Origin of the sequence: Psychrobacter sp. (assembly GCF_049295055.1) — a bacterium.
GTDB lineage: Bacteria > Pseudomonadota > Gammaproteobacteria > Pseudomonadales > Moraxellaceae > Psychrobacter.
On sequence record NZ_JBAQQF010000076.1, the window covers coordinates 1 to 16594 of the forward strand.

Below are 16594 nucleotides of genomic sequence, written 5' to 3' on the forward strand. Positions count from 1 at the left end.
ACGATCGGTTAGAAAGACTTGTTGCTTCTCAAAAAAGCTTGATAATCACTTTAAAGTATTCGATCTGGTGTTCTTTTATATCAATTATGGCTATGTCTGATGTCAGCATACTTTTTAGAACACCACCAAATGCTTTAATTCAATGTGCTGTTCTAAGATTAGTTTATTGATTCATTAGACTCTCAGCTTTTTACTATTCATCAACGCCGAATAACTGCACCGAAACTTAGTAGTCCGTCAATAGATAAGGATATTGTCAAAATCAGCGGTAATTGCTTTATGTCAGCGCTGTTTTTCTTATTGACACGGATCTGGCTACTTCACTACAAAAACCTAACTTATATTAAATTTCAAGGACGCTGACTATGACGCCAAACAAACCTTGGCTTGCAAATTATCCTAATAGTGTACCTAAAACTATTAACCCAGATAAATATAGCAGCGTAATGGAGCTGTATGAAGAGTGCTTTGATCGCTTTCGTCTGCATCCAATGAGTATTTGTATGGGCGTTAGCCATACCTATGATGACGTGGATAAAGCCTCTATTGCTATTGCTGCTTGGCTACAAGCGCAAGGACTGCCTCAAGGTAGTGTGGTTGCACTCATGATGCCAAACATTCCGCAATACTTGCCGACGATGATTGGTATTTTGCGCGCAGGCTATGTCTGTACCCCTGTTAACCCACTATATACTGGTCGCGAGCTGCGTCATCAACTAAATGATTCAGGCGCTCAGGTTATTTTTGTGGTCGACAACTTTGCCCAAGCACTTGAGCAGGTCATTGAAGAAACTAATATCAAACGTGTTGTCCTATCAAAAATGGGCGACATGATGGGTCTAAAAGGCATCTTGGTAAACACTATTATCCGTCAGGTGAAACGCTTAGTACCTAAGTATAATCTGAATGATCCTAAGTACGACGTTACCAAATTCCCTGATGTGCTTAAAAAAGGCAGAAACCTGCCATTCCAAAAGCCAAAATTATCTTTGAATCAAACCGCCTTTTTACAGTATACCGGTGGTACAACAGGGCTATCAAAAGGAACTATTTTAACTCAGCGTAATATCGCAGCTGCTGCCATGCAGTCTGAAGCGTGGTTCCGCCCTATCACCTCAGAGATTAATGAGGTGTACATCAATATGGTTATGGCATTACCGCTGTATCATATTTTTGCCTCTATGCTCAGTATGTTAGGCATGCGCTCAGGCCATACTTTTATCTTGATACCTAACCCGCGAGATATACCAGGTTTTATCAAAACTTTATCAAAACAACCGTTCAATATATTCCCTGCCGTTAATACCTTGTTTAAAGGATTGCTTGATAACCCAAACTTTAAAAACTTAGATTTTAGCTCATTACACCTCTCACAGGCAGGTGGTATGGCAGCGACTCCACAAACAGCGGCACGCTGGTTGGAAGTCACTGGTTGTCCCATGATTGAAGGTTGGGGTATGACTGAAGGTGTGGCAGTAGGTACTAATAACTTAGTAACTGACCGCCAGTTTAACGGTACTATTGGCCTACCACTTCCTAGTGTCGATGTTGTTATCATTGATGATGATGGCAATCCTGTGGGTATCGGCCAAGCTGGCGAAATGTGCGTGAATGGCCCTAACATCACTCCAGGTTATCTTAATAGAGACAGTAGTGATGAATTTACTAAAGATGGTTATTTCCGCACGGGCGATATCGTCAGCATGGATGAAAGAGGTTACATTACCTTGTTAGATCGTAAGAAAGACATGGTTTTGGTCTCAGGATTTAACGTATATCCAAATGAGATTGAGTCAGTGATGCTTGAGTGTGAGGGTGTTATTGATTGTGCAGTGATTGGTATCCCTGATGAAAATCAAGGGGAAGCCGTTAAAATTTATATCATACCTGCCGATAATAATGTCACCAAAAGTTCTATTAAAGAATTTGCGTTAGATAATATGACTGGCTATAAATGCCCGCGTCATATTGAGTTTGTTAGTGAGCTACCAAAGAGTAACGTCGGTAAAGTACTGCGTCAAAAACTCCGCGAAAAGCATATGGCAGACAACCCACAACTGTAATTAAATCAAAGCCTTGCTTAAAAAGCGCCTTACATTAGTGTAAGGCGTTTCTTTATCTCAAATACATACTTTTATTGAAAAACCACTACATTTAATTATTTAATAAATTGGTAATGACTAAGTTGAGGTCATAGCTTTACTTATATTAGATGCTGCTGATTATACAATTGATATTTTCTAGCCTTGAAAGTAGCTCATCTATTATTCTCGACCACTTATATTTTTTCTCTTGCAACATATATTTTTCAACTTATCAAGCTTAACTATAAACTATCAAGTTCTTGTATAGCAATAACGAAATCAATGGTAGTTATGTTAATGTGTTGCCACAATATGTTACGCTATTTTTTATTAATTTATATTGATAGTACGTTTAACCAAGGTTAACTTACTCAATTTTTTTAAAGAATATTTCGAAGGACCAAAAGCAATGACTAGCCATTTAAGTTACTTAGGTGTTTATTCTTTGTAGTTATATAAATTTGTAGTTGAATAAAATTTTATACAGGCAACCGTATTTTAGCAGTTTGTGAATAGATGGAATAGCACTCGACAATCCATCGCTTACCTTGCGATGAATCATATTGTTGACATGGATGTGACTACTTTTTTATAACGCCTTAACTGATCGCAAAATTTAAGGACACTAAGTATGACCACAGATAAGCCTTGGCTCGCTCAATACCCAGACAACGTACCTAAGACTATCAATCCCGATCAATATGAAAGTCTCATAGAGCTATATGAAGAGTGTTTTGACCGCTTTCGTATGCATCCTATGACTATTTGTATGGGCGTCACTCATACTTATGGTGATGTGGATAAAGCATCCCTTGCCGTTGCCGCTTGGTTACAAGCGCAAGGTATCCCTAAAGGTAGCGTAGTGGCGGTCATGATGCCAAACGTTCCGCAATACTTGCCGACGATGATTGGTATTTTGCGCGCCGGCTATGTGTGCACCCCTATCAATCCTCTCTATACTGGTCGCGAGCTGCGTCATCAATTAAATGATTCAGGCGCTCAGGTTATTTTTGTGGTCGATAACTTCGCCCAAGCACTTGAGCAAGTGATCGAAGAGACAGATATCAAACGTATTGTCCTATCAAAAATGGGCGATATGATGGGTCTAAAAGGTATTTTAGTAAACACTATTATCCGTCAGGTCAAACGCTTAGTACCTAAATATAATTTAAATGATCCTAAATACAATGTCACTAAATTTCCTGACGTGCTTAAAAAAGGTAAAAGTTTGCCTTTCCAAGCGCCAAAAACCTCACTGCAACAAAAAGCCATCTTGCAATATACGGGTGGTACGACGGGATTATCTAAAGGCGCTGTCTTAACTCAGCGTAATGTCGTAGCCGCCGCTATGCAGTCAGAAGCATGGTATCGCCCTGTCACCTCGGATATTAACGAGGTATATATCAATATGGTTATGGCGTTACCGCTATATCATATTTTCGCCTTTATGCTTAGCCTTCTCGGTATGCGCTCAGGTTATACTTTTATACTAGTACCTAACCCACGTGATATGCCTGGGTTTATCAAGACTTTATCAAAACAGCCGTTCCATATTTTCCCTGCGGTTAACACCTTATTTAAAGGATTACTTGATCAACCAACCTTTAAAAACTTAGATTTTAGCGCATTACGCATCTCGCAAGCAGGCGGCATGGCAGCAACTGAACAGACAGCGGCTCGCTGGTTAGAAGTGACTGGTTGTCCGATGGTTGAAGGTTGGGGTATGACTGAAGGCGTTGCGGCCGGTACTGCTAACGTTATTACTGATCGTAAGTTCAATGGCACCATTGGTATTCCTGTACCGAGTGTCGATGTCATCGTGGTCGATGACAATGGTGAGCATGTCGGTTTTAATCAGTCTGGCGAGATGTGCATCAAAGGACCAAATATTACTGCTGGGTACTTTAATAAAGATAATACCGATGACTTTACTAAAGATGGTTATTTCCGTACGGGCGATATTATCAGCATGGATGACAGAGGTTATATCACCTTACTTGATCGTAAAAAAGATATGATTTTGGTATCGGGATTTAACGTTTTCCCGAACGAAATAGAATCTGTTATGCTTGATTACAAAGGTATTATTGATTGCGCGGTCATTGGTATTCCTGATGATCATCAAGGTGAAGCCGTTAAAATTTATATCGTCCCTGCTGATAATAATGTCACCAAGAGCGATATTAAAGAGTTCGCTATAGAGAATTTGACCGGCTATAAATGTCCGCGTCATATTGAGTTTGTCAGTGAGCTACCAAAGAGCAATGTGGGCAAAGTATTACGCCAAAAACTGCGTGAAAAACACATGTCAGACAATCCTCAAACCCTGTAATTTCCAATGGTTTTAATTTTCAAAATTTATAATCTTTAAAAATGATAATCTACAAAAATGATTAAGAAAGCCCTCCACATTATGATGTGGAGGGCTTTTTGTTGCTTTGCTTTTGTCTTGCTTTTATCTTTATTAATACCCATCTCAAAGCAAGTGCTACTAACTTACTTTATTAACTATTTGTAATGGTAGATGCTTCATTGCCTGACCCACGATTGACCATGGTAGGCTTGGTACACAAGCTTCTTCTACTCCCGCTTCAATGGCTGCAACGATGGCTTTCGTACCCGTATCTGCATCAACCTCAAACGGTAATGGTTTAGCATTGGTATTGATTTCAGTACGGATATAACCTGGATAAATAGTAGAGACTTGAATCGGCAATTTGGTCAATAGCATATCGGCACGAATACCTTCTGCAAGATGAGCCAAGCCAGCTTTACTCGCACCGTAAGCAGTCAGGTGTTTAGGTAGTCCGCGCATCGCTGACATACTAGATATCACCACCAAATGACCACTGTTTTGTGCACGAAAGATAGCCATCGCAGCTTCACACTGCGCTAGCGCTGATATAAAGTTGATCTCAACCGTACGGCGGTTGGTGTCAAAACGCCCTTTACCAATGCGGCGACTATCACCAATACCCGCATTGACCACAACACGATCAATATGACCAAAATCAGCGGCGAAAGCATCAAATACTGCAAAAATCGAGTCATAATCGCTGACATCTAACACACGATACTCAATACGAATATCAGGATATTGTGTCATCAGCTCTGTTTGTAGACTCTCTAGACGCTCAGTACGTCGCGCACAAATCGCCAAATTATAACCAAGCTTTGCGAACAATCTTGCCATGCCCTCGCCTAATCCTGAGCTGGCACCTGTGATTAAAATCGTCTTACCGCGACCAACCTGCTGTTTATTTAACCTTTTTAAGTAATGCGCTGGCTGTATGGCACTAAATAATTGATTTTTACTTTTAGTAACCGTTTTTGCTACTAGGCTCAGTAATTTATTTTGCATGAATAGTCCCTTATCTATCAATAACGATATCAATATAGCGTGAATACTTTATTAACTGTCTAGCTAGCTGTATTTATCTTCCACAGCTAATCAGTCATTCGCCATAAATTATGATGCTTTTAAAGCCAGTCAACTATACCTTATTACAGAAGCTTTACCATTAAAAATACTTATGAGCTCTACTTACCAGCTTATCGCCATGTCACAAAGCGTTTGCCTTCAGCAAATAAGTGACTATATTCATTTAAAGACAATAGACGTGCGCCCTGATCTTTTAAAGTAATAGAAGTCACGCCGGTATTGACCAAGCTTTTATTCAACTGATAAGCGGTTTGGCTACCCTGTTGTAATAATTGCGCAGCAATTGCTGCAATCACACCACCTGAAGTAAATACCAGCACCGTACTATCACTATCTAAATTTAGGTTTGTCACTTGTAGGCGTACTTGCTCAAGTGCTTGCTTTGCCCGTTCATTAAACTGTGACCAGCTTTCGATATAATCATGATCATTATCACCCGCATGCCAGCGCTGCATGGCTTGGTCAAACAGCACAGCCAAACGCATCATCGGTACGTCTGCCTTAGCAATCTCAGCAGCAATTGCGCCTTGACTGCCAAAAGCAGGATCAGCTTTAATAAACACATCCTTATGATTGAATTCGTCAAACTGCGGCAGCACGTAGCTTTGTGGAGCATTAAGGTCAATAGCAGGTGTCACAGCCATATCATTATCATTGCTACTACCTATAGACGATTGATAGCGCTCCCAAAAATGACGAGCAGAATCTTGCTGCCTGACCAAGCTACCCGTAAAAATAGCATCAATTCGGCGCTGCGTCGTTGCATAATGCTGACCTAGCATTTGTGCCTGCACCTCACCAAGCTCTGAGAGCTGGTCGTAATTCTCTTGTCCAAATGACGCTTGACCATGGCGCGCTAACAGTATGGTTGTCATAAAATGCTGCCTTATTATTGCTTTATTAACGATACTTTTTAAAATTTTCTGCTTTAGTATACTTTTAGCTGTTTATTTTTCAGCTTTATAAGCAGTCTGACCAAAATAACTTTTTGGTAAAATGCCTTTGATAACGGATTGTATAGGACTTGGTAGTTGCTCAATCATGGCAGCATCGACACCCATATCTTGCAGATGCGGCTGTACATGGCTGGTAAATAGTGCCTCGCCTTCGTACTGAGCAATCAGTTTAAGACACTTGGCATGTAGTACATGCACGATAATCCAAAAGTTCTTAAAGGCTGGATTGGTCGTTTGTTTATGATAATAGCGGTAGTAAATCTGCTGGACGATGCCCGCCAAACGGAATAGACCAAATACTTCATAAAAAGTCCAGTTGTCTATCTCTAAACCGGTCTGTTTAAGATAATAAGCAACCACTTCATCACGCGTCATCATACCTTTTAAATGCGTAGGCTGACGACGTGACTGCTGCATAATAATATTATCATCTTCTTCAATCCAGTAAGCCAAGGCGCTGCCCAAATCCATCAAAGGATCACCAAGTGTCGCCATTTCCCAATCAAGTACGCCGATAACTTTGGTTGGATCCGCTGCATCCAAAATGACGTTGTCAAAACGCCAATCATTATGAATCACGCAGGTTTTGCTGTCAGCTGGTGTGTGCTTACCGAGCCACTGTCGAACTAAGGCAAAACTTGGTACGTTAGGCGTTTTGGCTTTGACGTAGCGTTTATCCCAGCCACTGACTTGGCGTTCGCAATAGCCATCACCGCGCCCAAGATTCACCAAATCAGGATGTTCTTTATAATCCACTTGATGCAATTCAACCAAAGCATCGATGACATTGGTACATAGCGCGCGTGTTTGCTCTGGATCTAAATCAACACCTTTTGGTAAATTAGCACGAGGAATGATACCTTCCATCCGCTCCATGACATAAAAATCAGCACCAATAACGTCTTCATCGGTACATAATGCAACCATTTTTGGCACATACGGGTAAGCGTCTTTTAAAGCTTTTTGCACGGTATATTCGCGTACCATATCGTGCGCTGACTTGGCCTTGGTGCCTTTTGGCGGACGGCGTAAAATTAAATCTTGGCTTTTACTTTCAGCGTTATCTTCACTCTCATATTGCAAGCGATAGGTCCAGTTTGAAGCACCACCTGAAAACTGAGTAACGGTAGGCTCGCCTGCTATATCAACACCTTGATCGCGCAGCCATGTGCTGACAGCGTTGGCATCTAGCTCTTCTCCTTCTCGGACAGCGCCGCCTTTATCTAGTACTTTACTAGGTGTTTGTTTATCGGTATCAGTATTTTTGGCATGATGAACAGTTGCCATGAGATAGTCCTTATCGTGTGGTCAGTTATTTTTATCAATGTTTTCAGTGATGAAAAATTCACTATTAAATCATTAATAGTGAATTTTTAGTTAGCATCATTATTAACCTAATTCTGAATACTTCTAAGCGATCATATTGTGAGTAGTCAAAGCCAGTTATAATAAAGTCAATAACAATTAAAACTATGCTTTGGTAGGTTTAGACGAACGGCTAAAACCCTGACGCTTTAACTCTAACTTAGCGATCATCGTTTTATGTACTTCATCAGGACCATCAGCTAAACGTAGCGCTCGAGCTTGGGCAAAGAAGCTTGGTAACAGCGTATCTTGGCACACACCCATACCACCATGAATCTGAATCGCCATATCGACCACTTCTTGCAGGACTGTCGGTGCGACAACTTTAATGGCAGAGATTTCAGTCAATGCTGCTTTCGTTCCTTGGGCATCCATTTTTTGCGCCGCATATAAAGTCAGCAAACGTGCTTGGTCAATCTTAATGCGCGCTTCAGCGATACGCTCAAAGTTGCCGCCTAACTGTAGCAATGGCTTACCAAAAGCGGTACGCTCCATACCACGTTTAACCGCTAGCTCTAACGACTTTTCAGCAGCACCAATACAGCGCATACAGTGATGAATACGACCTGGCCCTAAGCGACCTTGCGCAATCTCAAAGCCCATGCCCGGTCCACCAATAAAGTGACTGACTGGCACGCGTACATTATCAAAGCTAACTTCGCCATGACCGTGCGGTGCATCATAGTCACCGAATACTTTCAGCATACGCTCGATGTTTACACCCGCTGTTTTTGCTGGTACTAACACCATCGAATGCTGATGATGACGGTCTTTATTTTCATCAGGGGTGTATGCCATTACAATCAATACATCGACCGCTGGATCACCAAGACCAGACGACCACCATTTGCTACCATTGATGATAATCTCATCACCATCGACGACCGCAGTCGCCTGCATATTGGTCGCGTCACTTGATGCCACATCAGGCTCAGTCATACAAAATACCGAACGCGTCTTACCTTCTAAGATTGGCGTTAGCCATTGGTCTTGCTGCTCTTGCGAGCCGTAGCGCCATAACAACTCCATATTGCCGCTATCTGGCGCATTACAGTTGAATACATAAGGCGCCAGTAAGCTGCGACCAGTCAATTCTGCAATCGGCGCATAATCCGTAACCGAAAGTCCTGCACCCAATTCATCATCAGGTAAAAATAGATTCCATAAACCTGCTTCGCGTGCTTGCTTACGTAAGCTCTCATATTTTTCTGGCCATTGCCAGTTTTTCCAATTGCCATCAGGGTTCTGCTCATGACAATCTTGCCAAAACTGTGCTTCTATCGGCTCAATTTGCGTCTCGATAAATGCTTTGACTTTAGCATGCATGGCTTGACCATGTTCTGTCGCCGTAAACATGAGGGTATTCGACATAGATGACTTCCTTTTCAATGTTGTTTGTTGCTTATTTTTAATCAAGCTTTAAATAAATACTTGTAGTGTACGTACGTATACTATTTGACAGACACACTATTTATAACATAGCACCTATTAATAAACAGCAAAAAGGCGCGACCCGTTAGGACACTCCTTTTACAAAATACAAACAATGCATCATTTAAGGGTGGAAATCTAAAGCGCATCTAAGTATCAAAGTTTTAATACTTAAGACTATTTTAGGATATTTAAGCGATTATTTAAATCAAAGCGCGCTAGTGCGTCTGGGAGTTTATCAATCGCCATACTCAATGTTGCTTCTGCGGCTTGCGACAACCCGAGTTTTTCGGCGAGCGTTGGCTTTTGGCGTGAATGCAACGCGTATACTTCACTATCTTCCATGCGCTCCAACAGATAACTGTCTGATGTCTGTAATTTATCCACCAAGTTCAAATGTAACGCATCTTCACCGTACCAATGCTCACCTGTCGCGACTTTATCTACATCAAGCATGCCGCGATAACGATTGACGAATTGCTTAAACAACTCGTGTGTTTGCTCAAGCTCTTCTTGGTATTTGGCGCGATCTTCAGCGTCATTTTCACCAAACATAGTGACGGTACGTTTATAATCACCTGCGGTAAACATCTCAAAATCAACGTCGTGGTTTTTCAGCCATTTATGGAAATTAGGTAACTGTGATACCACGCCGATAGAACCGATAACCGCAAACGGTGCCGCCACGATATTATCTGCAACACAGGCCATCATATAGCCGCCACTAGCAGCAACCTTGTCGACGCATACAGTGAGCTTTAAACCAGCATCTTTTAGACGTGCCAATTGTGCAGCTGCCAGTCCATAGCTATGTACCAAACCACCACCTGATTCTAAGCGTACGACGACTTCATCGCCTTTATTAGCCGTACTAATCAGCGTACTAATTTCTTCACGTAAATGCTTGACCGCTGTCGCTTTGATATCGCCATCGAAATCTAATACAAAGACTTGTGGTTTATGAGCGCTTTCTTTCTTCTTATTTTTACTTTTAGCTTTTAGCGCTTGCTTGGTTTTTTTAGCCATGTTTTTTTTGAATTGCTTAAGAGCTGTTTTACCTTGGGTTGCTTCCATCAGGTCTTCGCGGCGGTGCTCTTGGCTTTTATTCAAATGTATAACACGTAACTCAACAGGGTTTTTAGAGGGATGAAAAAGCATAAGTAGAATTCCTTGAGCAAGTAAGATAAATTTAATAGCGTTTTATAAGTTAGGCTGATATGTGCATAGTGATCGATATTTTCAAGCGAGATGACAATATTTAACCCAATGCAAATGTTCTGGCATAAATACATCCGGCAGCGCAGCATGCTTATCATTAATTTGACGCCACTGATTCCTAGGCTTAAATCCTTAAGCGTTGATTAGACGCCGCTGGTTGTATAACAAAGGCAGATTAGGCATAATATGCGTCTATATCAAATTTTCTGCAGTCAACGTGATGACCATTTGTCTTAATCGCGTTGTTTGTGCTTTTTTAGCAAATAGCTTGAATCGCACAACGATGGCTGCATGATTGTATTTCGAATTGGGCTGACAACTGGATAACTATATTATGACGCAAAGCACTATGACGCATAGCGAATACCGAGACGAATATTGCGGAGCCGTAACCGAAAGCTTAATTGAGCAAACCATCAGTGTCGTAGGCTGGGTACATCGTCGTCGCGATCACGGTGGCGTGATTTTCTTAGATATGCGCGACCGCGCTGGTATCTTGCAGGTCGTTGTCGATCCTGATACCCCAGAAGCCTTTGCGACTGCTGATGCGGTACGTCCTGAATATGTGCTAAAAATTACGGGGCGTGTACGTCGCCGTTATGAAGGTACTGAAAACGCTAATATGACCAGTGGTCACATTGAACTGTTGGCTAAAGAAATTGAAATACTGGCAAAGTCTGAAACCCCGCCATTCCCATTGAATGACGAAAAAACCACCGTATCAGAAGATTTGCGTTTGAAGTATCGCTATCTTGATATGCGTCGTCCGCAAATGCAAGATCGCATGGTATTCCGCGCCAAAGCCACTTCAGCGATTCGTCGTTATCTAGACGATCATGGTTTCTTAGACGTTGAAACACCTATCTTGACTCGTGCAACGCCAGAAGGTGCGCGTGATTATCTCGTGCCGTCACGTACGCGTCCAGGTAACTTTTTTGCTTTACCGCAGTCGCCACAGCTATTTAAACAATTATTGATGGTGGCAGGCTTTGACCGTTATTATCAAATCGCTAAATGCTTCCGTGATGAAGATTTACGTGCCGATCGTCAGCCTGAATTTACCCAAGTAGATATCGAGACTTCTTTTTTAAATGAAGAAGAAATCATGAATATCAACGAAGGTCTGATCAAGCATGTATTTAAGACCATGATGGATGTTGAATTTGAGCAATTCCCACGTATGACTTACGCGGAAGCGATGCGTGACTATGCCTCAGATAAGCCTGATTTACGTATCCCATTAAAATTGGTCGATGTTGCTGATTTGATGAAAGATGTAGATTTTAAAGTATTTGCTGGTCCTGCTAACGATCCTAAAGGTCGTGTTGCTGCTCTACGCATTCCTGGTGGCGCCTCATTAAGCCGTAAGCAAATCGATGCTTATACCAAGTTCGTTGGTATCTATGGTGCACGCGGTTTGGCTTATATTAAAGTCAATGACGCAGCTAACATCAATAACGGTGTTGACAAAGAATCTGGCCTACAGTCTCCAATCATCAAAAATATGACGGATGATGTATTGGTAAGCTTAATCGAGCGTACTGGTGCGGAAAGCAACGATATTATCTTCTTTGGTGCGGATAAAGCCAGTGTGGTGAATGATGCCATCGGTGCGCTACGTCAGAAGATTGGTCTAGACTTACAGATGACAACTTGTGAATGGGCACCACTTTGGGTGACTGATTTCCCAATGTTTGAAGAGACTGACGATGGCAAATGGACGTCGATGCATCATCCATTTACTAAGCCTAAAGGTTCAGTTGAAGAGCTGAAAACCAACCCAGAAAATGCGTTATCTATCGCTTATGATATGGTATTAAACGGTACTGAAGTGGGTGGCGGTAGCTTACGTATTAATACGCTTGAAATGCAAACAGCTGTATTTGAAGCATTAGGTATTGATGATCAGGAAGCAGAAGACAAATTTGGCTTCTTGCTTGACGCGCTAAAATTTGGTGCACCGCCACATGGTGGTTTGGCCTTTGGTTTAGATCGCTTAATCATGCTAATGGTAGGCGCAAGCTCTATCCGTGACGTGATTGCCTTCCCAAAAACCAAAACTGCTGAGTGTCCATTGACGCAAGCACCTGCTGAAGTCGATAGCAAGCAGTTACGTGAGCTGGGTATCCGTGTACGTGAAAAGGTACAAGCTGATACCAATAAACCTGCTGAATAAATGGTCTGATAATGTGCAGATATTATTTACAGTGCTGGTTACGTGATTCGTCACCATGTGAATGGTTATGAATCCGTATCATATCTTTAAAATCGTGCCACTATCTGTCTTGCAAATGCTGGCACGTTTTGCTGCTTGGGTCATTTTAAGAATGCCAAGCGCTAGTATCATGCGCACGGTTAAAATCAATCTAGCGCTGATTGCACCTAAGTTATCTGATTTACAAAAGCAAGCATTAACCAAAGATATTATTTATCATCAGTGTTTAACCAGTATTGAATCTATCAAAAGCTGGGCGATGCCACCTGAGTGGAGTATCGCTCAAATTCGTAACGTCCATAATAAAGACATTTTACTTGACGGACTTGCCAGCCCTAACGGCATGCTCGCGATCGTACCACATTTGGGTACGTGGGAGATGATGAATGCTTGGCTCAATCAGTTTGGCTCGCCAACCATCATGTATAAGCCTGTTAAAGGTGATATGACCAATGATTTTGTTCTGCAAGGTCGTGCAAGGCTTAATGCCACATTAGTACCGACAGATGGTAGCGGTGTCAAGGCAGTCTTTAAAACCCTCAAGCAAGGTGGCTTTAGTATTGTATTGCCCGACCACGTACCTGACCAATCGGGTGGTGTCATCGTGCCTTTCTTCGGTATTGAGACGTTAACCAGTACCCTTGCCTCTAAGCTTGCTAGTAAAACCAAATGTGCCCTAGTCGGATTGGCATGTATACGCCGTGATGATAGACGCGGCTTTGATATTTATTGCTATCAATTGGACGATCCAGCATTATATGATCGCAATACTGAAACGGCCGCTTATGCGCTCAATCTAGCAATGCAACGTATGATTGAAGACAATTACAGTCATTATATGTGGGGCTATCGACGTTTTAAGCATATACCTACGATAGATAATCCCTATAATGCTGATGAAGCTGATTTAGCAGAATTTATACGCACTTATCACGCTAGAGTCGATAATAATTAACATCGCTACAATGAGGCTACAGTGAGACTCTTAGGCTACTAACTACTGGTATTAGCTGAATTTTATACTGTTCATCGATTTCTTAAGAATTAGTCCTTTATTTACATCAACATGAGTGCATTATGGCAACTGACGTGAATCAAAATTCATCGACAAACCAAGCGCAAACAGACAGCAAAAAGTCTGAACAGCGTTACATCATTTGTATGAAATGGGGTGATAAATACGGTGCTGAATATGTCAATCGTCTCTATAATATGGTTCGTCGCAATCTAACCTTAGATTTTCAGATGGTCTGCTTAACGGATGATAGTACTGGTATTAATCCTGCAGTCATCTGCCACCCTATTCCTGAAATGAATCTGCCAGCAGGACCTGAGCGTGGCTGGAAAAAACTCACTACTTTTAAGCCCAATCTATATGATCTCAAAGGGGTCGCGCTATTCTTAGATATCGACATCGTGATCGTTGATAATATTGATAGCTTCTTTACTTATAAAGCCAAACACAATGACAGCGTTGTTATCATTCGTGATTGGAAAAAACCGTGGCGAATGATTGGTAATAGCTCGGTATATCGCTTCAATATCGGTATGGGCACGTATCCTGATTTGCTCGCAAATTTTGAGCGTAACTTTGATACGATTCGGCAGCAAGTTCGTCATGAGCAAGCGTACCTGTCCAACTATTTACGCGAGCATCATCATCTTGAGTACTGGGATAAAGAGTGGTGTGTCAGCTTTAAATACCAGTGTATCGCGCCCATTCCTTTTAATTTCATACGCGCGCCTACTTTACCTGATGGTGCAAAAATCGTTATCTTTCATGGTGAGATTAATCCACCCGACGCCATCAATGGTGGCGGTGGTAAATGGTATCGTCACGTAAAACCGAGTCCTTGGCTAAAGAAATATTGGGTATAAATCCCAATATAGACAGCAAAAACATCCGGAGCTAAACTTGGATCTACCTCCTATCGTTGAATTTAAAATTGGCAACGAAACCATTGCTATTCATGCTTTTGATGCGCAAGAAGCCCAACAAAATCTTTACCAACAAGCGGTCAATATTATTGCCTCTGGTCCTTCTATTGCCGATTTAAAATTCACAGATTTAGTAGATGCTGCTACTATTTTTGTAAATGGCAGTATCAGCTTAACCGCTCAGCACAACTTTACCAATATAGTTGGTTATGTCATTAGTGATGCGCGTTTTATTAAGCATCAGCCCGATATGTTAAGAAAACACTACACAGGTCAGCCTTTATACGCCACTTTAGCAGTGCTTGAAGCATTAGCAGTTTCCCATCCTAGTATAATCAGCAATTATCATAACGCTATACGCATTATTTATCCTGTCGATAGACCTTGGGGTGTCAAGACAAATAAGTCTAGGTTTGGTGGACTACTATTTAAACAACGATTACTCAATAGAAAAACACCGCTATCAAACTTTGCCAATCAACCCGAATTCGTTATTGATACGCATCATAAGCCTTCCCCTATTGGATTGTCTTTAGACGTGACTCACGGATTTGTAGAGGCCGGCACAGTGGCTTATGTAGCCACGCAACTGGCTTTCTCCCGTGGTGCAGGCTCGCTGCATTTATATGGTATTGATTTGCTCAATAATGACAAGCCGCGCTTTTATGAAAACAATGAACGCAGTGCGCCCACGACTCTCAATAACGTCATGAGCAATACTATTGTGCCCTCATTTAATTTATTAGCTAAAACCTATCAGCAGCTTGGCGTGAATATTGTTAATCACTCTCCTATCTCTAAATCGCTTTTTGACTTTAATTAATATCATTTTTCATTTCTGCAGAAAAATCTAAATACTGCTTGGCTATATGGCTTGGTAATAGCGTTTGTTTCAATGGAGATTTATAGTCATTCAAATTATCTATTGCCTTATTCATTAGTACGGCTAATGCGTCGATATCACCGACAGGCACTAAGTTTTTCTTTGGCAGTAGCTCTCTTGGACCAAAGGGACAATCCGTACTGATGACAGGCACATTTAATGCTTGCGCCTCGACGATCACATAGCCAAAGCCCTCAAACTTAGAAGTCATTACCAGCAATGCTGCCGCCGCAATCAACGGATAGGGATTGGATTGAAACCCTAAAAAATGTACACAGTCATCAATACCCAGCTCAATAGCCAAATTTTTCATCTCATTTTCAAGTCTGCCCTTACCGACCAATACCAATGGTAGCTTTCGTTGGGTTTTAGCATAGGCTTGTAATAATTCTCGATGCCCTTTCATCGTATCGAATGAGGCCACATGAATAATGTACATTTTATCAATCAAGCCAAACTGCTTGATAGCTAACGATTGATCAGCGGCTTTTTTTATCTCGTTAACATCACATGGATTATAAATCGTTGTCGCTCTATTCAAGTTATCTATTAACGCCAGTAAGTCTTGGCGTGCACCTTCGCTGACACAACTGCAAGGATGAGCGCCATAGACCATTTTTAAATGAGCAATCGTTTGAGCAGGGATGGTCGCTAGCTGCTCTTGAAACTGTCTGGACAATGCGGTATGTAATACATTGACAATGTTTGGTAGTTGGCTATACGCCATTATCCAATTGACTTTGTATATGTTAGCCAAAACCAAATTAGGCGTTCCTATTTTCTTAAAGACATAGTCATCAATGCGCTCTGCAACCTTCTTATAAGCGGCGGCTTGCTTACGTTCTGTCTCAAATAGCGGTTCATTGTAGGGAACAACATGGTATTCAATGCGAGGGTCTAGTCGCATGTCATGCGACTCTTCTAAGCACAGAACATGAACATGATAGTTCATCTCAATGTAAGCACGCGCTAATGTCGTGACCATACGTTCAGCGCCGCGCCCTTCTAATGCTTTTAATATCAATAAGATAATGGGTTGATTGTTAGACGTCATAGTAAGGT

The 16594-nt window shown here is 41.6% G+C and carries 12 protein-coding genes and 1 pseudogene; 7 read left to right on the plus strand and 6 right to left on the minus strand.

Annotated features, from left to right (window positions below; genetic code table 11):
• From WAZ74_RS11070 to WAZ74_RS11080, 3 genes and pseudogenes are all read left to right on the plus strand, one after another.
• Window positions 1–100: pseudogene (locus WAZ74_RS11070) on the plus strand (IS1 family transposase); the annotation flags it as partial.
• 265 nt (window positions 101–365) lie between these two features.
• Window positions 366–2063 carry an AMP-binding protein gene (locus tag WAZ74_RS11075; protein WP_422308358.1) on the plus strand — a complete coding sequence of 566 codons (1698 nt, stop codon included), beginning with the start codon at window positions 366–368 and terminating at the stop codon, window positions 2061–2063.
• Between the two features lie 652 nt (window positions 2064–2715).
• A complete protein-coding gene (locus WAZ74_RS11080) occupies window positions 2716–4416 on the plus strand; it encodes an AMP-binding protein (RefSeq protein ID WP_422308359.1) in 1701 nt (566 codons plus the stop codon).
• Window positions 4417–4575: 159 nt separating this feature from the next.
• Here WAZ74_RS11080 and WAZ74_RS11085 read toward each other — a convergent pair whose 3' ends face one another.
• The 5 genes from WAZ74_RS11085 to sohB form a co-directional block, all read right to left on the minus strand.
• Window positions 4576–5445: an SDR family oxidoreductase gene (locus WAZ74_RS11085; RefSeq protein ID WP_422308360.1), complete on the minus strand. Its 870-nt coding sequence runs from the start codon at window positions 5443–5445 to the stop codon at window positions 4576–4578.
• Between the two features lie 191 nt (window positions 5446–5636).
• A complete protein-coding gene (locus WAZ74_RS11090) occupies window positions 5637–6401 on the minus strand; it encodes a histidine phosphatase family protein (RefSeq protein ID WP_422308361.1) in 765 nt (254 codons plus the stop codon).
• 72 nt (window positions 6402–6473) lie between these two features.
• Window positions 6474–7769 (minus strand): phosphotransferase family protein, encoded by a 1296-nt coding sequence (locus tag WAZ74_RS11095; RefSeq protein WP_422308362.1) that lies wholly within the window; start codon window positions 7767–7769, stop codon window positions 6474–6476.
• Between the two features lie 183 nt (window positions 7770–7952).
• Window positions 7953–9203 (minus strand): acyl-CoA dehydrogenase family protein, encoded by a 1251-nt coding sequence (locus WAZ74_RS11100; protein ID WP_422308513.1) that lies wholly within the window; start codon window positions 9201–9203, stop codon window positions 7953–7955.
• A gap of 252 nt (window positions 9204–9455) precedes the next feature.
• On the minus strand, window positions 9456–10436 hold the full coding sequence (gene sohB / locus WAZ74_RS11105; protein ID WP_422308363.1) for a protease SohB: 981 nt from the start codon (window positions 10434–10436) through the stop codon (window positions 9456–9458).
• Window positions 10437–10845: 409 nt separating this feature from the next.
• Here sohB and aspS point away from each other — a divergent pair, with 409 nt between their 5' ends.
• The 4 genes from aspS (at window position 10846) to WAZ74_RS11125 (ending at window position 15472) form a co-directional block, all read left to right on the plus strand.
• Window positions 10846–12672, plus strand: a complete 1827-nt coding sequence (gene aspS, locus WAZ74_RS11110) for an aspartate--tRNA ligase (RefSeq protein WP_422308514.1) — start codon at window positions 10846–10848, stop codon at window positions 12670–12672.
• A 67-nt stretch (window positions 12673–12739) separates the two neighbouring features.
• Window positions 12740–13666: a lysophospholipid acyltransferase family protein gene (locus WAZ74_RS11115; RefSeq protein ID WP_422308364.1), complete on the plus strand. Its 927-nt coding sequence runs from the start codon at window positions 12740–12742 to the stop codon at window positions 13664–13666.
• A 122-nt stretch (window positions 13667–13788) separates the two neighbouring features.
• Complete coding sequence (locus WAZ74_RS11120; RefSeq protein WP_422308365.1) at window positions 13789–14589, plus strand: glycosyltransferase; 801 nt, start codon at window positions 13789–13791, stop codon at window positions 14587–14589.
• Between the two features lie 37 nt (window positions 14590–14626).
• Window positions 14627–15472, plus strand: a complete 846-nt coding sequence (locus tag WAZ74_RS11125; protein WP_422308366.1) for a hypothetical protein — start codon at window positions 14627–14629, stop codon at window positions 15470–15472.
• On the opposite strand, the gene WAZ74_RS11130 is transcribed toward WAZ74_RS11125, so the two are convergent.
• Window positions 15465–16586, minus strand: a complete 1122-nt coding sequence (locus tag WAZ74_RS11130; protein WP_422308367.1) for a glycosyltransferase — start codon at window positions 16584–16586, stop codon at window positions 15465–15467. The two genes, WAZ74_RS11125 and WAZ74_RS11130, sit on opposite strands and share 8 nt — an antisense overlap.
• Window positions 16587–16594: the final 8 nt, after the last annotated feature.